The organism is Rhizobium leguminosarum bv. viciae (genome assembly GCF_012276115.1).
GTDB classification, from domain to species: domain Bacteria; phylum Pseudomonadota; class Alphaproteobacteria; order Rhizobiales; family Rhizobiaceae; genus Rhizobium; species Rhizobium leguminosarum_T.
Genome location: NZ_WIEU01000003.1, coordinates 521858 through 538241, shown reverse-complemented (window position 1 = coordinate 538241; position 16384 = coordinate 521858). Strand labels below are relative to the sequence as shown.

The following is a 16384-nucleotide window of genomic DNA, read 5'->3' as shown; positions in this document are numbered from 1 at the left end:
TCCAAACTCGCGCCCAGAACACAAACCAGCAATCGCCAATCCGCTTGAGTTTCTTTAGAACGAAAGACTTCGTCGCCAGCAGCGCCGCCGCCCTCGTTCAGTGAGTGGGCTTATAGAACTAACCCTCATAAACAGTCAACACACCCAACCAAAGTTTTTTGACATTTTTGTAACAGGTTGAAAATGAAGGGCTTTTATCGCCTGCCTCCAAAAACGAGCAAATCCACCACCCAATCGGACGGTTTTTGAGATTCGTTTTTGCCGAATCCTGAAGGATAGGCTTCGGCGAGGGAGATGAGCCTTATATGGGGCGCCTGACGCGGAATTCCAGGGTGCTTGCCTATGCCGCGCCTCACTCGCTAGTTTGGCGATGAAGAACGATGCGGCGGAGTGAAGAATGCTTGTCCTTGATGAAGAACAAACGCGCGCGGCCCTGCCCTGGCCGGAACTGATCGAGGCGATCGCCCGCATGTTCCAGAGCGAATGCGTGATGCCGGTGCGCCATCACCATGAGATGGAGGTACCGGGTGAGGAGAGCGCCACACTGCTCCTGATGCCGGCCTGGGTTCCTGGACGCTATGCCGGGGTGAAGACTGTCTCGGTCTTTCCAGGCAATGTGCGGCGGAGCCTGCCGGCGATCTTCGGAACCTATCTTCTTTCCTCCGGCGCTACCGGGGAAATGCTTGTCGCAATCGACGGCGGCGAGTTGACGGCGCGGCGGACGGCGGCAGCATCGGCGCTGGCGGCCCGATATCTCGCCCGTGCCGACGCGGAAGAGCTGCTCGTCTGCGGAACCGGGCGGCTGTCGCTCAACCTGATGCTTGCCCATGGCACGACCCGGCCGATCAAGAGGTACCGGGTCTGGGGCCGTAACGGGCAAGCGGCGGAAAAGATCGCAGCCGAAGCCCGGGCGCTCGGACTGAATGCCGAGGCGGTCGCGGATGCTGAAGCCGCAGCGCGGACGGCCGATATCATTTCCTGCGCCACGCTTTCCAGCACGCCGCTGATATCAGGCGGATGGCTGAAGCCCGGCGCGCATCTCGATCTCGTCGGCGCTTTCAAGCCGAGCATGCGCGAAAGCGACGACGAGGCCATCCGCCGTGCCTCCGTTTATGTCGACACCCGCGCCGGCGCCATCGCCGAGGCAGGCGACATCGTCCAGCCGCTGAAAAGCGGCGTGCTGAAGGAAGGCGACATCAGGGCTGAGCTTGCGGAACTCGTCAGCGGCGCCCATGGCGGACGAAGCCATGACGCAGAAATCACGCTGTTCAAGTCGGTGGGTGCGGCGTTGGAGGATCTCGCCGGCGCCATCCTTGCCTATGAGACAGTGACGGGCCAAAAGTGACAATCAGTGCATCCTTGCCGGAGCTTCCGGTTTCACATGTCCTGCCGGCCGTCGCTACCGCGCTGGAAAAGCAAAAACGCGCCGTTCTTTCCGCCCCGCCCGGTGCCGGCAAGACGACGCTGGTACCGCTTTACCTGCTCGACAAGACCTGGCGCGGCGACGGCAAGATCATCCTGCTGGAGCCACGGCGGCTGGCGGCGCGAGCAGCGGCAAGCCGGATGGCATCGCTCATCGGCGAACAGGTCGGCGAGACGGTCGGCTACCGCATGCGCCTCGACAACAGGATATCGGCAGCGACACGGATCGAGGTGGTGACCGAAGGGGTTTTCGCCCGGATGATCCTCGACGATCCGGAACTGAACGGCGTCTCGGTCGTGATCTTCGACGAATTCCACGAGCGTTCGTTGGACGCAGACTTCGGGCTGGCTCTGGCGCTCGACGTCCAGTCGGCGCTGCGCGAGGATCTGCGCATCCTCGTGATGTCGGCAACCCTCGACGTCGAACGCGTGGCCGGCTTGCTCGACCATCCACCTGTTATCGAAAGCCTGGGGCGCAGCTTTCCGATCGATATCCGTTACCAGGATCGGCCGGGCGGCGAGCGTATCGAGGATGCGGTGACGCGGGCGATACTCGATGCCCATGCCAATGAGGCCGGCTCGATCCTCGCCTTCCTGCCCGGCCAGGCGGAAATCACCCGGACCGTCGAACGACTGCAGGCGCGATTCGGAGCCGAAACGCTGATTGCGCCCCTTTACGGCAATCTCAGCCAGAAGGAGCAGGATGCGGCGATCCGGCCGGCATCCCAGGGGACGCGCAAGATCGTGCTTGCGACATCGATCGCCGAAACATCGATCACCATCGACGGTGTCAGGATCGTGATCGACAGCGGGCTGCAGCGCCTGCCGGTGTTCGAGGCGTCGACCGGGATCACGCGGCTGGAGACGGTGCGCGTGTCGCGGGCTTCCGCCGATCAGCGGGCCGGCCGTGCCGGACGAACGGAACCGGGCATCGCCGTCAGACTGTGGCACCAGGGACAGACGGCGGCGCTGCCGGCCTTCACCCCGCCGCAGATCCTTTCCAGCGATCTCTCGGGGCTGGTGCTCGATCTCGCGCATTGGGGCGTTCAAGATCCGGCATCCCTTGCCTTTGTCGATCAGCCGCCGGAAACGACGCTGAGGGAAGCGCGGGTGCTGCTTGGCCAGCTTGGCGCGCTCGACAAGGACGGAGCGCTGACAGCGCGCGGCAAGGTGATGCGCGATCTGGCTTTGCCGCCGCGGCTTGCCGCCATGGTCGTCTCGGCGGGAGAAGCGGGATATGCACGCGATGCGGCGATGATCGCCGTGCTGCTCACCGAACAGGGGCTTGGCGGAACGAGTGTCGATATCGAGGAGCGGCTGCGACGCTTCAAGGCCGAGCGGGGCGAAAGAGCGGAGGCCTCGCGGCGGCTGGCGGGGCGGCTGGCGAGCGGCCTCGACAGGGTTGCCTCAACAGCGCCGGCGCTTGCAGGTCAGCTGCTGCTGCATGCGTTCCCGGATCGAATCGCACTTCAGCGCGGCGGGCGCGGCCGATTCGTGATGGCGAACGGGCGCGGAGCAGAGCTGCCGGAAACCGAGAGGCTGGCCGGCAGCCAGATGCTGGTGATCGCCGACCTGACCGGACGGGCGGCGCAGGCGCGGGTTCTGGCGGCAGCCGAGGTGACACGCGGCGACATCGAAGCCGAACTGCCCGGTGAGATCAAAACCGGCGACCAGATATTCTTCGACCGCCAGAGCCGGCAAATCCGGGCGCGGCGGGCAACCCGGCTCGGCGCGATCGTCTTCGAAGAGACGCCCTTGCCGCGCCCTTCCGGGGCAGCAGTCACCCAGGCGCTAGTGGAAGGGGTACGCGAGTTGGGGCTCGATCAGCTTGCCTTCTCGAAGGAGGCCATTCAGCTTCGCGAGCGGATCGGCTTTCTCCACAGGACGATCGGTGAGCCCTGGCCCGATGTCAGCGATAGTGCCCTGCTTTCCCGGCTGGACGACTGGTTCGCACCCTTTCAGACGGAAGCCCGCGGCCTTTCCGAGATTTCCGCAGCCGGGCTTTCGAACGGACTGATGTCGCTGGTGCCGCACGAATTGCAACGCGACCTTAGCCGGCTTGCGCCGACTCATTTCGAAGCGCCGACCGGCCAAAGGCATCCGATCCAATATGAGGGCGAGGAGCCGGTGCTGATGATCCGCGTGCAGGAGCTGTTTGGACTGAAGCAGCATCCAGCCATTGCCGGTGGCCGCCTGCCGCTGCTGCTCGAGCTCACCTCGCCAGCACACCGGCCGATCCAGACGACACGCGACCTGCCGGGCTTCTGGGCCGGATCGTGGAAGGATGTGCGCGCCGATATGCGCGGGCGCTATCCCCGGCATCCCTGGCCGGAGCGGCCGGAGGATGCGTTGCCGACGACACGGGCAAAACCGCGTGGTACATGAGGGCCACTCAAGGAGCCGTCGGCATGATCGATAAGCCTGACATGATCGACAAGACGGAAGGCTATACGCTGGAGGACCGGCATAGTAGCCGCAGGCTGCGCCTGCAGACACTGGTGCGGCTGCGCTGGCTTGCCGTCGGCGGACAGGCGCTGACGGTTTTCATCGTTGCCTTCTGGCTGAAATTTCCCCTGCCGCTGATTGCCAGCTCTTCGTTGATCGCCGCCCTGGCCTGGGTGAATTTCTACCTGACGATCCGCTATCCGCCGACGCATCGGCTGGAACCGCCGGCCGCCTTTGCGCTGCTCGGCTTCGACCTTTTGCAGCTCTGCGCGCTGCTCTTCATCACCGGCGGCCTTGCCAATCCCTTCGCAGCGCTCGTCTGCGTGCCGGTCATCATCTCCTTTGCCTCGCAGCCGATTCGCTACAGCACCGCGCTGATCGGCGTTGCGATGGTCTGCATTACGGTGCTTGCCTTTTCGCCCTTTCCGCTGCCCTGGTTCGACGGGGCCGAGATCAACGTGCACACCGTCATGCAGTTCGGTGTCTGGTGCTCGATCGCCTCGACCATGGCATTCGCCGCTTTCTATGCCTATCGGGTCTCGATGGAAGCAAGCCAGCTCGCCGATGCGCTGGCTGCGACCGAACTGGTGCTGCAGCGGGAAAAGCACCTTTCGCAACTCGATGGGCTGGCCGCCGCGGCCGCCCATGAACTCGGCACGCCGCTGGCGACGATCAGCGTCGTTGCCAAGGAAATGGAGCGGGAACTCAAGGATGACGATCGTTTCCGCGAGGACGTCATGCTGCTGCGCAGCCAGAGCGAACGCTGCCGCGACATCCTGCGGCGGCTGACGACGCTTTCCTCCGAAGGCGAGGCGCATATGCGCCGGCTGCCGCTTTCCTCGATGATCGAGGAGATCGTCGCGCCGCACCGGGAATTCGGCATCAGATTGGAGCTTATCGAAAAGAGCCCGCGCAAGGGCGAGCCGGTCACCGACCGCAATGCCGGCATCATGTATGGGCTCGGCAATCTGATCGAAAATGCCGTCGATTATGCGCGGGAGAAAGTGACCGTTACCGTCGAGCACGATCACGACAAAGTGCTGATCGTCATCGAGGACGACGGCAACGGTTATGCGCCCGATATTCTGACGCGGATCGGCGAACCCTATGTGACGAAGCGGCAGAAAGAGGATACGGCGGGTGGCCTCGGGCTCGGGCTTTTCATCGCCAAGACGCTGCTGGAGCGCTCCGGCGCATCGCTGATTTTCGAGAACCGCGATCCGGAAAGTGCGGGCGCGCGTATCCGGATCGAATGGCCGCGCATGCTGATCGACGCAAATTCGACAAAATGACTTGGTCGGCATAAACAGGATATAAGCGGTTGACGCAGATCGGGCGTTCAACCGTCGGGACCGGGACGATGACAGAACAGAATCATGACAATTTCGCCGCGTCGGATGAGGACCATATCGGTCCCGACGCCAGCCTGCTGATCGTCGATGACGACGGGCCGTTTCTGCGCCGCCTGGCACGGGCGATGGAGACACGCGGCTTCCAGGTGGAGACGGCCGAATCAGTGGCGGAGGGCGTTGCGAAATCGAAAGGCCGGCCGCCAAAATATGCGGTGGTCGACCTTCGGCTCGGCGACGGCAATGGGCTCGACGTCATCGAGGCGATCCGCCAGCGGCGCGACGACACCAGGATCATCGTGCTGACCGGCTATGGCAATATCGCAACGGCGGTCACGGCCGTGAAACTCGGCGCCGTCGATTATCTTGCAAAGCCTGCGGATGCCGACGACGTGTTTTCGGCGCTGACGCAGCGGCCGGGTGAAAAGGCCGAGCTTCCCGAAAATCCAATGTCGGCCGACCGGGTGCGCTGGGAGCACATCCAGCGGGTCTATGAAATGTGCGAGCGCAATGTTTCCGAAACGGCGCGCCGGCTCAACATGCACCGGCGGACGCTGCAGCGTATCCTTGCCAAACGCGCGCCGAAATAGACGCGCACGTCGCGCCCATTAAATATCATCCACGGTGAACGGTTTTCCGTTCGCCCATTCGGCCATCATCAGCCTTTGCGCGGCGGCACGCGAGAAGTTGAGCGTGACGGATTTGCGCGTGGCCGGCGCCATGCGGTGTTCCGGCGCCTCGCGAATCATATGGGCGCCATAACCATCCGACAGGAACAGTCCGCATTCCTCGGGAAAGATCTCCAACGGCACATCCTGGTGAGTCGCGAAGAACAGGCGGTCGCAATGCAGCCTGTATTCCGGCCATTTGCGATCCACCCTGAAATCTTCGATCGAGGTCTTGATTTCGATGATCCAGACCTCGCCCTTTTCAGAAAGAGTGATCAGATCGGCGCGGCGACCGCTGGCCAGCGGCAGTTCGGGCAGCACGGCGTGGCGCATTTCATGCAGCAATATCTGCGTTCCGCGCCGCACCATCATGGCCCTGTCCGATTGCCGGCCATCGATTAACGGATTGTTATTGTAAACACTCAAAATCGTCATGGATAACCACCGCGGGGACTGGCGTGTTGTTGCAAAAAAACCATGCGCTTCTAATTTGCGCGGCAGACGGATTTGTCGCGCTGCAGTAGTCTTGCAAAGCGCAAGTTAATCGAAAATAAACCATAATCAACGATGGTCGAAAGACCGTTCTCCTTGCCCCAAAACTTCAAGAGTCATCCATGCGCATCCGCAATGCATTCCCTGTCTTTGGCCTGCTGGCGACATTCGCTCTGGCCGGTTGCTCCACGACCTCAGACAGCGCATCCGTCGACGACAAGGGCGCAGGCCCGACGGTTCAGACGGCACAGATCTTCAATGACGCCTACGGCCTGACGAAGGATGCCGGATACTCCCTGCCGGCGATCCCGATCGACAGGGTCAAGCCGCAGTTCCGCCGCCAGGTCGTCAGCTACCAGACCACAGAGCGTCCAGGAACGATCATCGTCAACACGCGCGAGCGCTTCCTCTATTACATCCTGGCCAACGGTAAGGCGATGCGCTACGGCATCGGCGTCGGCAAGCAGGGCTTCGCATGGGCCGGCACCGCCTACGTCGCCTGGAAGCAGGAATGGCCGAACTGGCACCCGCCGAAGGAAATGGCTGTCCGCCGGCCTGATCTCGCCAAATACGTCGAGGATGGCATGGGTCCGGGTCTCAGCAATCCGCTCGGCGCGCGCGCCATGTATCTCTTCAACGAGGACGGCAAGGACACGCTCTTCCGCCTGCACGGCACGCCGGAATGGGCCTCCATCGGCACCGCCGCATCCTCGGGCTGCATTCGCCTGATGAACCAGGACGTCATCGATCTCTACAGCCGCGTCCGTCCGGGCAAGGGCACGTCCAAAGTCGTCGTCATTCAGTAAGCTAATTATCGAATTCGGTATAAAAAAGGCCGCCGAACTATCGTTCCGGCGGCCTTTTCGTATTCTCCGTCAGGCAGTCTGCTTCGCCTTGAGCTCGAGGCGGCGGCGGTGAAGCACCGGCTCGGTGTAGCCGTTCGGCTGTTCTCTGCCCTTGAGGACGAGATCGAGGGCAGCCTGGAAGGCGATCGAATCGTCGAAATTGCCGGCCATCGGCTGATAGGCGGGGTCCGACGCATTCTGCCGGTCGACGATGGCGGCCATGCGCCTCATCGTCTCGACGATCTGAGCTTCGGTGACGACCTTGTGATGCAGCCAGTTCGCCATGTGCTGGGCCGAGATGCGCAGCGTGGCGCGATCTTCCATCAGGCCGACATTGTTGATGTCGGGCACCTTCGAGCAGCCGACGCCCTGATCGACCCAGCGCACGACATAGCCGAGGATGCCCTGGGCATTGTTGTCGAGCTCGCGCTGGATTTCTTCCGGCGTCCAGTTCGGCCGCACCGTGACCGGCACGGAGAGAATATCGGAGAGCTTGGCGCGGGCGCGATCCTTCAGCCCCTGCTGAACACGAGCGACATTGACCCGGTGATAATGGGTGGCATGCAGGGTTGCGGCCGTCGGCGATGGCACCCAGGCGGTGTTGGCGCCGGCCTTCGGGTGGGCAATCTTCTGTTCGAGCATTGCCGCCATCAGATCCGGCATCGCCCACATGCCCTTGCCGATCTGGGCGTGGCCGGAAAGGCCGCATTCGAGGCCGATGTCGACGTTCCAGTTCTCATAGGCGGAAATCCAGGCCGCCTGGCGCATGTCGCCTTTGCGAATCATCGGGCCGGCTTCCATCGAAGTGTGGATCTCGTCGCCGGTGCGATCGAGGAAGCCGGTATTGATGAAGACGACGCGCTCGCGGGCGGCACGGATGCATTCCTTGAGGTTGACGGTCGTGCGGCGCTCCTCATCCATGATGCCCATCTTGATGGTGTTGCGCGCCAGGCCAAGCGCATCTTCGACCCGCGAGAAGATCTCGACGGCGAAGGCGACCTCTTCGGGCCCATGCATCTTCGGCTTGACCACATACATGGAGCCGGTGCGGGAATTCTTCCGCCGGCCGGAGGGACCAATATCATAAAGCGCGATCAGACCGGTGATCGCAGCATCCATGATGCCTTCAGGCACTTCGTTGCCGTCGCGGTCGAGGATCGCCGGGTTGGTCATGAGGTGGCCGACATTGCGCACCAGCATCAGCGAGCGGCGGTGTACCTCGAAGGCGGCACCATCCGGGCCAGCATATTGCAGATCCGGGTTGAGCTTGCGGATGAAGCTCGTTCCGCCCTTTGCCACCTCTTCCTGCAGGTCGCCCTTCATCAGACCGAGCCAGTTGCGATAGACGACGACCTTGTCCTCGGCATCGACAGCGGCAATCGAATCCTCGCAGTCCATGATCGTCGTAATTGCCGATTCCAGCCAGACATCGGAAATATCAGCCGGATCGGCTTTTCCGATCGTCGTCGCCGCATCGATGACGATTTCGATGTGAATGCCGTTGTTCTTCAGGAGAATATGGGTGGGAGCGGCGGGATCTCCGCGATAGCCGGCAAAATGCTTGCCGTCTGTCAGCATGGCCTGCTCGCCATCGACCGATCTGACGACCAGCGCTCCATCCTTGACGGCGAAGCTTCCGACGTCCCTCCAGCGGCAGTCCTGCAGCGGCGCTGACGTATCGAGGAAATCGCGCACCCAGCTGATGACCTTCTCGCCGCGCTTCGGATTGTAACCCTTACCCTTCTCTGCGCCATCGCTCTCCGGAATGGCGTCCGTGCCGTAGAGCGCATCATAGAGCGAACCCCAGCGGGCATTGGCGGCGTTCAAGGCGTAACGGGCGTTCATGACGGGAACGACGAGTTGCGGGCCGGCGGTGGAGGCGATCTCCGGATCGATATTGTCGGTCGAAACCTGGAAGTCGGATCCCTCAGGCAGGAGATAGCCGATTTCGCGGAGGAAGGCCTGGTATTCGTCCATATCGGCCGGCGCGCCGTGCCGACGGTACCAGTCGTCGATCTTTACCTGCAGCTCGTCGCGTTTTGCCAGCAAAGCACGATTTTTCGGGGCGAGATCGTGGATGATCGCCGAAAAATCGGCAATGAACTTGTCCGCATCGACCGCCAGACCCGGCAGCACCTCCTCGACGAGGAAATCATGAAGGACGGTTTCGATGGCAAGACCGTTCTTATCAACGCGGCTCATGCGACATTCTCCCTGGCAACGACTTTTGAATGCTGGCACTTTGCCCGGCTTTCATTCACAGTCAATTCTGCAATAATTCGAAAGATTTATGCCTTGGTGGAAACTATGCGCGGCGTCACCCGCATCGGCAGTCCGTTCTGCGGCTGCGTCGTCAGCTTCTGCACCGGCCAGGGATTGGTCTGATCGGTGGAATCGAAGCGATAACGATGCATCAGGACAGCAAGGGCGATCACCGCCTCCTGAAGCGCAAAGGTTGCGCCGATGCAGACACGCGGGCCAGCGCCGAAAGGCAGGAACTGAAAGCGGCCGATAGAGCCGCGATTTTCCGGCAGGAAGCGTTCGGGCATATAGGCGCGCGGCCTGTCCCAGTGAAGTTCGTGGCGATGCAGCGTCCAGGGCATGACGAGCACCGTGACACCGGCCTCAAGCTCGACCCGCTCGCCCTTGGCGCTTGTCCAGGAATCATCCGATATGGCGGCGCGATTGATCGATGGCGCCGGCGGATAAAGGCGCAAGGCCTCCTCAAAGGCGGCGCGCGTCTGCGGCATCATCTCCAGCCATTCCACAGGTTCGGCCCCAGTGGCGAGCACCGCGTCGATTTCTGCTTCCATCGCCTCACGGATATGCGGGCTGTTCGATACGCAATACAGCGTCCAGGCCAATGCCCGGGCGGTGGTTTCATGCCCCGCGCCGATGAAGGTCAGAATATTGTCTTCGATCTCTTCTTTGGTCAGCCCGTCGGGGCCGGCCTGCTCCAGGAGCAGGGTCAAGAAATCCTCGGGCGCTGTGCTGCGATTCGCTTTCATCTTTGCGAGCCGCATATCCATCGTGTTGCGCACGATGGCACGGAATTTCTCCAGCACTTTCTGACCGCCGATGCGTGTCACACGTGGAACCCAGGACGGAGCGCGCATCAGGTCCATCGGATCGACGCGGCCCATGCGATGCAGGAGTTCATTGACATCGTCGGCGAAATGGCCGCTCGATGTGACGATTTCGCCAGAGAACAATGTGTCAGCCAGAATCGCGAAGGTCAGCTCGGTCATATCGGTGCTGATATCGAAAATTGCGCCTGCCTCGCCTGCGCTCTCATATTTGCGGGCATAATCTTCGGACTGGCGCAGCATCTGCCCGGCAAAGCCTTGGGCATGGCGGGGTGTGAAAATAGGCGCCACCGCCTTGCGCGATCTTTTCCAGACAGGACCTTCGGCGGTCAGAAGGCCATCGCGGAGGATCGGACGCAGGACGAGCTGGCGCACATCCGACATGCGGTAATTATTGGCATTGTCGACCAGCACATGCTTAATCAAGCCGGGATCGTTGACGATCAGCGTCCTTTGGCCGAAGAAATTGGTGCGGATCCAGGGCAGCGTGTAGGACGGCTCGCCCCAGAGTTCGAGCGGATTGCGCAGGATGATGCTAATGATTTCCAACCGGCTCGGCGGCACGGTACGCGGCAGCGGTGCTGGCGGTACGAAGGGGTCCGGACGCATGTCCATCGTAAAAGCCTTTCGGGGAAGATCTAGGCCTTCCCGGCAAGCTTGAAGCTAGAGCAGGCCCTTGAGTTCGTCCAGCTTGTCGTTGATCAGCCAGCCGTAATAATTCTCTTCCGGCCAGACCGTTGCACCGGCGCCGCGGTTCTTCGCAGCAAGTGCTGCGGCGCGCTGGCGCGAATTGCCGACATTATAGAGCGTCGCCGTCAGGCCGGGATTGCCCGAGATATCCATGCCGGCGATCTCCTTGTAATCGTCGATCGACCTGCGGATCGAGGCCGCGACGAAGGCGAGCGAGATATCGGGATCCATGATGGCCCTGTAGACGGCGCCGGCATTCTTCTCGTTCAGCTTCGGATAGCCGGACACGCGGGTCACGAGATCGGAGAGCATCAGCGCCGTCAGCGGATTGACCTGGCCGAGGCCGAAGGTCTGGCCGGCATAAAAGGGCTGGAAGAAGACCGCGCTGAAACGGTTATTGGGAAAGCTCGTACCACCCACCGTCTTGCCGCGGAAATCGGTTTCCCAGACATCTTCGCGGCAGGACCAGAGCGTGTAGGAATCGCTCTTGCCCTTGCATTCGGAAAATTGCGGCCGCGCCACGAATTCGTCGACGCTTTCGCCATCATAGGAGAAGCGGAAGCTTTCTCCGGCATAGGAGGCAGCCTTGACATAATAGGCCTGCAGCCGGTCGTAGGCATCGACATTATAGGTGTGTTCGCCGACGATCGCGCCGACGACATGGATGGGATTGATGCCGTACGCGCTGGAAATCTTGCGGATCTTGCCCATCAGCTCGCGATCGGTCGCCAGAAGCTCATGAACCTTTTCGTATTTCAGATCGAAGCTGCTCTTGGTGCCCTTGGTGCGCCGGATGGAAGCGCCCGGAATATCGGGCTGCTCGGCATGACGATTGCCCGCCGGCACCGTCTGCATTGCGAAGGCAGGCGCCGAATTCACCAGGGCAACGGCAATCATAAGGCTTGTCAAAAGGCGTCGCACGATCCGTTATCCCGTCCGTTCCATCGTCCTGTTTTGTGATGCGGCTGACTGGACCAGAATCTTGGCCGAATAAAGCCGGAGCGGAAAACAAAACGGGCCTTCACTAGAAAGTAAAAGGCCCGCTGTCGAGAGTTGTTTTCGTCACAACCGGTCGTCACATCGGTAAAGACAAGGACCGGTGCGCCGATATCACAGAATGAAGCGCGAGAGATCGGTATTCTGTGCGAGATCGCCGACATGTTCGCGCACATAGGCGGCATCGATCGTCACGGCCGTCCCGCCGCGATCCGGCGCGTTGTAGGAAATATCGTCGAGGACCCGCTCCATCACCGTCTGCAGACGGCGTGCGCCGATATTTTCGACGGAGGAGTTCAGATGCACGGCGACATCGGCAAGCGCGTCGATCGCGTCGTCGGTGAATTCGAGGCTCAGGCTTTCCGTCTCCATCAGCGCGCGGTACTGGCGGATGAGGCTTGCTTCCGTCTCGGTCAGAATCCGGCGGAAATCATCCTTGTTCAGCGGACGCAATTCGACGCGGATCGGCAGGCGGCCCTGCAATTCCGGCAGAAGATCCGAAGGCTTGGAGACATGGAAGGCGCCGGAGGCGATGAACAAGATATGGTCGGTCTTGACCGGCCCGTATTTGGTCGAAACCGTCGTGCCTTCGACGAGCGGCAAGAGGTCGCGCTGCACGCCTTCGCGCGAAACGCCGGCGCCCATGCCACCGTCGCGGGCTGCAATCTTGTCGATTTCGTCAAGGAAGACGATACCGTCATTCTCGGTGGAGCGAACGGCTTCACGCTGGATCACTTCGTTGTCGATCAGCTTGTCGGATTCGTCGCGGATCAGGTCACTATACGAGGCCTTGACTGTGGTGCGGACCTTCTTGGTGCGGCCGCCCATCGCCTTGCCGAACATTTCCGACAGGTTCAGCACGCCGATATTGGCGCCCGGCATGCCGGGAATTTCGAAACCTCCCATGCCGGAACCGGCATCGGCCACTTCGATATCGATTTCCTTGTCGTCAAGTTCGCCGTCCCGGAGCTTCTTGCGGAAGTTTTCGCGCGTTGCGGGTGATGCTGTCGTGCCGACCAGCGCATCGAGAACACGCTCCTCGGCGCTCACATGCGCCTTGGCCTGCACCTCGGCCCGCTTCTTCTCGCGCACCAGGCCGATGCCGACCTCGACGAGGTCGCGGATGATCTGCTCGACATCGCGGCCGACATAGCCGACTTCGGTGAACTTGGTGGCTTCCACCTTGATGAAGGGCGCGCCGGCGAGTTTTGCCAGACGGCGGGAGATTTCCGTCTTGCCGACACCGGTCGGGCCGATCATCAGGATGTTCTTCGGCATGACTTCGTCTCGCAGGCTCGGATCGAGCTGCTGGCGGCGCCAGCGGTTGCGCAGCGCAATCGCAACGGCGCGCTTGGCGTCATGCTGGCCGATGATGTAGCGATCGAGCTCGGAAACGATCTCGCGGGGGGAAAAAGTGGTCATTGCGTATCATTCTCCTGGCGGTCCAGGGCCATCAACAGCGCCCGGCCGTAATTAGTCGTTGTTTCGCCAAGTCCTTGAAAGCCCGCCTTGGTATAGGCTCTGATTGCGAATGCATTGTCAGGATGCGGATCGACGAGGATCCGCTGCGCGCCCTTTGCAAAGAGCACATCGCAGAACCCTACCATAAAGGCCGGTCCATGACCCTTGCCCGCGAGTTCCTCGATGCCGATGAACTGGTCGATGCCGTAGGTGCCCTTCGGCTGATCGGCGAGCGCTTCATCGTCCACGTCGTCGAGATCGGCCGCCTGGATAAAGGCGAAGTCCCTTCCATTCAGCGTGACGATGAAGCACGAGACGGAGGCCGAATCGATATGCTTTTCCATCGAAGCCAGCGCCTTGGCCGGTTCGCTCCACCAACGCCTGACATGCCGGCTTTCCAGCCATTCGGCGAGGAGCGGCAGGTCAGTCGCGGCAAGCGGCCGGAAGGCATAGGGTTCAGCCTTCGGCATCCAGCGATTCCACCACGACGTTGTGGTTTGTGTAGACGCAGATGTCGGCGGCGATATCGAGGGCGCGGCGAGCAATCTCTTCGGCCGATTTGTCGGTATCCATGAGTGCGAGGGCGGCGGCGAGGGCAAAATTGCCGCCGGAACCGATCGCCGTCGTGCCATGCTCCGGTTCCAGAACGTCGCCATTGCCGGTGATCGCCAGCGTGATCGACTTGTCGGCGACGAGCATCATGGCTTCGAGATTGCGCAGGTATTTGTCGGTGCGCCAGTCCTTGGCAAGCTCGACGGCAGCGCGCATCAGCTGACCGGGATATTGCTCAAGCTTCTTTTCAAGCCTTTCGAGCAGGGTAAAGGCATCGGCAGTGGCGCCGGCGAAACCGGCAACGACTTCGCCCTTGCCGATACGGCGCACCTTGCGGGCATTGCCCTTCATGACGGTCTGGCCGAGGCTCACCTGGCCGTCGCCCGCCATCACCACCTTACCGCCTTTTCGAACTGTAATGATTGTTGTCATAAAACACCTGTCTGCCGGGCCGCATGCCGGCCCCGTTGAGCCCTATGTAAGTGGACTGGCGCCGATTGCAAATGGGCCGGCTTTTCTCTTGCCCGGCTTCTGGATATTTCCCGATGCGCCTGATAAGGAACGGCCTTATTCCCGATGGAGGGCCATATGGCCGAGACCGCAGCAAGCCGCACGGGCAGCGTTTCCCGCAAGACCAACGAAACCTCGATTTCCGTTTCCGTCAATCTCGACGGCACCGGCAAATCGACGATTTCGACTGGCGTCGGCTTCTTCGACCACATGCTCGACCAGCTTTCGCGACATTCGCTCATCGACATGGAGATCGATGCCAAGGGCGACCTGCATATCGACGACCATCATACGGTCGAAGATACCGGCATCGCCATCGGCCAGGCGATCTCCAAGGCTCTCGGCGACCGGCGCGGCATCACCCGCTACGCGTCGATCGATCTCGCCATGGACGAGACGATGACCAAGGCTGCGGTCGATCTTTCCGGCCGGCCGTTCCTCGTCTGGAATGTCGCCTTCAGCGCGCCGAAGATCGGCACTTTCGACACCGAACTCGTTCGCGAATTCTTCCATGCGCTCGCCCAGAATGCCGGCATCACCTTGCATATTCTCAACCATTATGGCGCCAACAATCACCATATTGCCGAGACATGCTTCAAGGCCGTTGCGCGTGCATTGCGCACGGCGACAGAGATCGATCCGAGACAGGCAGGCCGTGTTCCCTCGACCAAGGGCACGCTCGTCTGAGCCCTTCAAGGGAGCGGCGGCAATGACATCCAGCTATATCTTCCTGACACCGCCCGGTAGCACGAGCGCCACGGCCGACGAGACGCGAACCATCCGTGACGGCTTCACGCTGCTCGGCTTCCTGTTTCCATGGGTTTGGCTGCTGGCGCATCGGCTTTGGCTGCATGCGGCCGCGGCCTTTCTGCTGCAGGGGATTGGTGGTGCGCTGATGGACGAACCCGGCCTCGGGCCGGCGGGAGCGGCAATCTTGCTGGGCGTGAATATGCTGGTCGGTCTCGAGGGCCAGAATTTCCGGGTCCGCAACCTTGCTGCCAAGGGCTGGAACGAAGACGCACTCATTGCAGCCGATACGATCGGCACTGCTGAGCAGGTCTATTTTTCGGACAGGGCGGCTATCGCAACCAGTGACGACGCCGCGGCACCGGACTGGCAGAACAAGGCCCGTCCGAACGGCCCGCACGGCGATGCAACATCGCTTGGTCTCTTTGGTTTTGATGGAGGACGCTGACGATGCGCGTCGCGATTATCGACTATGGCTCCGGCAACCTGCGCTCGGCGACCAAGGCTTTCGAGCGTGCCGCCCACGAAGCTGGCATCGATGCCCATATCGATCTCACCGACAGGGCGGAGGATGTTGCCGCGGCCGATCGTATCGTGCTTCCCGGTGTCGGCGCCTATGCCGATTGCCGGCGCGGCCTCGATGCCGTGCCTGATATGGCCGAGGTGCTGATCGAGGCTGTCGAGAAGAAGGCGCGGCCGTTCCTCGGCATCTGCGTCGGCATGCAGCTCATGTCCTCGCGCGGCCTCGAGAAGACCGTGACGCAGGGTTTCGGCTGGATTCCCGGTAACGTCGTCGAGATGACGCCGGATGATCCGGCACTCAAGATCCCGCAGATCGGCTGGAACACGCTCGACCTGAAGCGCGAACATCCGCTCTTCGAAGGAATTCCGACGGGGTCGCAGGGACTGCACGCCTATTTCGTGCATTCCTACCATCTTGCCGCCGAAAACGCCGAGGATGTTATTGCGACGGCCGACTATGGCGGTCCGATGACTGCTTTCGTCGGGCGCGACAACATGGTCGGGGCGCAGTTTCACCCGGAAAAGAGCCAGAAGCTCGGCCTGGCCCTGATCGCCAATTTTCTGCGCTGGAACCCGTAGAGCCCCGCACCCGTCAAGCA

15 protein-coding genes are annotated in these 16384 nt (G+C 61.6%); 8 read left to right on the top strand and 7 right to left on the bottom strand.

Features of this window, described 5'->3' with window-relative positions; translation table 11 throughout:
- The first annotated feature begins 397 nt into the window (after nt 1–397).
- The 4 genes from GFM02_RS08380 (at nt 398) to GFM02_RS08365 (ending at nt 5806) form a co-directional block, all read left to right on the top strand.
- Nucleotides 398–1345, top strand: coding sequence for an ornithine cyclodeaminase family protein (locus GFM02_RS08380; protein WP_168321377.1), 948 nt, complete (start codon nt 398–400; stop codon nt 1343–1345).
- The gene (hrpB, locus tag GFM02_RS08375; protein ID WP_168321376.1) at nt 1342–3807 is read left to right on the top strand and encodes an ATP-dependent helicase HrpB; all 2466 of its coding nucleotides are present in this window, start codon (nt 1342–1344) and stop codon (nt 3805–3807) included. The genes GFM02_RS08380 and hrpB overlap by 4 nt, the downstream gene beginning before the upstream one ends.
- A 23-nt stretch (nt 3808–3830) precedes the next feature.
- Entirely contained in the window at nt 3831–5159 is a 1329-nt protein-coding gene (locus GFM02_RS08370; RefSeq protein ID WP_205930214.1) for an ActS/PrrB/RegB family redox-sensitive histidine kinase, read from the top strand.
- Nucleotides 5160–5227: 68 nt separating this feature from the next.
- Nucleotides 5228–5806 (top strand): ActR/PrrA/RegA family redox response regulator transcription factor, encoded by a 579-nt coding sequence (locus GFM02_RS08365; RefSeq protein ID WP_025396545.1) that lies wholly within the window; start codon nt 5228–5230, stop codon nt 5804–5806.
- An 18-nt stretch (nt 5807–5824) separates the two neighbouring features.
- Here the strand turns inward: GFM02_RS08365 and GFM02_RS08360 are convergent, their stop codons facing one another.
- Nucleotides 5825–6319: an MmcB family DNA repair protein gene (locus tag GFM02_RS08360; RefSeq protein WP_168321375.1), complete on the bottom strand. Its 495-nt coding sequence runs from the start codon at nt 6317–6319 to the stop codon at nt 5825–5827.
- A 179-nt stretch (nt 6320–6498) separates the two neighbouring features.
- Here GFM02_RS08360 and GFM02_RS08355 point away from each other — a divergent pair, with 179 nt between their 5' ends.
- Nucleotides 6499–7182 (top strand): L,D-transpeptidase, encoded by a 684-nt coding sequence (locus GFM02_RS08355; protein ID WP_017962671.1) that lies wholly within the window; start codon nt 6499–6501, stop codon nt 7180–7182.
- Between the two features lie 69 nt (nt 7183–7251).
- Here the strand turns inward: GFM02_RS08355 and GFM02_RS08350 are convergent, their stop codons facing one another.
- From GFM02_RS08350 to hslV, 6 genes are all read right to left on the bottom strand, one after another.
- Nucleotides 7252–9423: a malate synthase G gene (locus tag GFM02_RS08350; protein WP_168321374.1), complete on the bottom strand. Its 2172-nt coding sequence runs from the start codon at nt 9421–9423 to the stop codon at nt 7252–7254.
- Between the two features lie 86 nt (nt 9424–9509).
- A complete protein-coding gene (locus GFM02_RS08345; RefSeq protein WP_168321373.1) occupies nt 9510–10922 on the bottom strand; it encodes a cytochrome P450 in 1413 nt (470 codons plus the stop codon).
- A 48-nt stretch (nt 10923–10970) separates the two neighbouring features.
- On the bottom strand, nt 10971–11918 hold the full coding sequence (locus GFM02_RS08340) for a DUF1402 family protein (RefSeq protein WP_168321372.1): 948 nt from the start codon (nt 11916–11918) through the stop codon (nt 10971–10973).
- 189 nt (nt 11919–12107) lie between these two features.
- Complete coding sequence (gene hslU, locus GFM02_RS08335) at nt 12108–13415, bottom strand: ATP-dependent protease ATPase subunit HslU (RefSeq protein WP_011649875.1); 1308 nt, start codon at nt 13413–13415, stop codon at nt 12108–12110.
- A complete protein-coding gene (locus tag GFM02_RS08330) occupies nt 13412–13924 on the bottom strand; it encodes a GNAT family N-acetyltransferase (RefSeq protein ID WP_168321371.1) in 513 nt (170 codons plus the stop codon). The genes hslU and GFM02_RS08330 overlap by 4 nt, the downstream gene beginning before the upstream one ends.
- Nucleotides 13911–14438 (bottom strand): ATP-dependent protease subunit HslV, encoded by a 528-nt coding sequence (gene hslV / locus GFM02_RS08325; RefSeq protein WP_017962666.1) that lies wholly within the window; start codon nt 14436–14438, stop codon nt 13911–13913. The genes GFM02_RS08330 and hslV overlap by 14 nt, the downstream gene beginning before the upstream one ends.
- Nucleotides 14439–14594: 156 nt before the next feature.
- On the opposite strand from hslV, the gene hisB reads away from it, so the two are divergent.
- From hisB to hisH, 3 genes are read left to right on the top strand one after another with little or no spacing between them, the layout of a single operon-like run.
- Complete coding sequence (hisB, locus tag GFM02_RS08320) at nt 14595–15203, top strand: imidazoleglycerol-phosphate dehydratase HisB (RefSeq protein ID WP_003544176.1); 609 nt, start codon at nt 14595–14597, stop codon at nt 15201–15203.
- 22 nt (nt 15204–15225) lie between these two features.
- Entirely contained in the window at nt 15226–15711 is a 486-nt protein-coding gene (locus tag GFM02_RS08315) for a DUF2628 domain-containing protein (protein ID WP_168321370.1), read from the top strand.
- A gap of 2 nt (nt 15712–15713) precedes the next feature.
- The gene (gene hisH, locus GFM02_RS08310; protein WP_003544174.1) at nt 15714–16364 is read left to right on the top strand and encodes an imidazole glycerol phosphate synthase subunit HisH; all 651 of its coding nucleotides are present in this window, start codon (nt 15714–15716) and stop codon (nt 16362–16364) included.
- Nucleotides 16365–16384: the final 20 nt, after the last annotated feature.

Excerpts from the sequence above, each read along its gene's own strand:
- GFM02_RS08380 (WP_168321377.1), top strand. The coding sequence starts at position 398 with ATGCTTGTCCTTGATGAAGAACAAACGCGCGCGGCCCTGCCCTGGCCG.
- GFM02_RS08370 (WP_205930214.1), top strand. The coding sequence starts at position 3,831 with ATGATCGATAAGCCTGACATGATCGACAAGACGGAAGGCTATACGCTG.
- GFM02_RS08365 (WP_025396545.1), top strand. The coding sequence starts at position 5,228 with ATGACAGAACAGAATCATGACAATTTCGCCGCGTCGGATGAGGACCAT.
- GFM02_RS08360 (WP_168321375.1), bottom strand. The coding sequence starts at position 6,319 with ATGACGATTTTGAGTGTTTACAATAACAATCCGTTAATCGATGGCCGG.
- GFM02_RS08355 (WP_017962671.1), top strand. The coding sequence starts at position 6,499 with ATGCGCATCCGCAATGCATTCCCTGTCTTTGGCCTGCTGGCGACATTC.
- GFM02_RS08350 (WP_168321374.1), bottom strand. The coding sequence starts at position 9,423 with ATGAGCCGCGTTGATAAGAACGGTCTTGCCATCGAAACCGTCCTTCAT.
- GFM02_RS08345 (WP_168321373.1), bottom strand. The coding sequence starts at position 10,922 with ATGGACATGCGTCCGGACCCCTTCGTACCGCCAGCACCGCTGCCGCGT.
- hslU (WP_011649875.1), bottom strand. The coding sequence starts at position 13,415 with ATGACCACTTTTTCCCCCCGCGAGATCGTTTCCGAGCTCGATCGCTAC.
- GFM02_RS08330 (WP_168321371.1), bottom strand. The coding sequence starts at position 13,924 with ATGCCGAAGGCTGAACCCTATGCCTTCCGGCCGCTTGCCGCGACTGAC.
- hslV (WP_017962666.1), bottom strand. The coding sequence starts at position 14,438 with ATGACAACAATCATTACAGTTCGAAAAGGCGGTAAGGTGGTGATGGCG.
- hisB (WP_003544176.1), top strand. The coding sequence starts at position 14,595 with ATGGCCGAGACCGCAGCAAGCCGCACGGGCAGCGTTTCCCGCAAGACC.
- GFM02_RS08315 (WP_168321370.1), top strand. The coding sequence starts at position 15,226 with ATGACATCCAGCTATATCTTCCTGACACCGCCCGGTAGCACGAGCGCC.
- hisH (WP_003544174.1), top strand. The coding sequence starts at position 15,714 with ATGCGCGTCGCGATTATCGACTATGGCTCCGGCAACCTGCGCTCGGCG.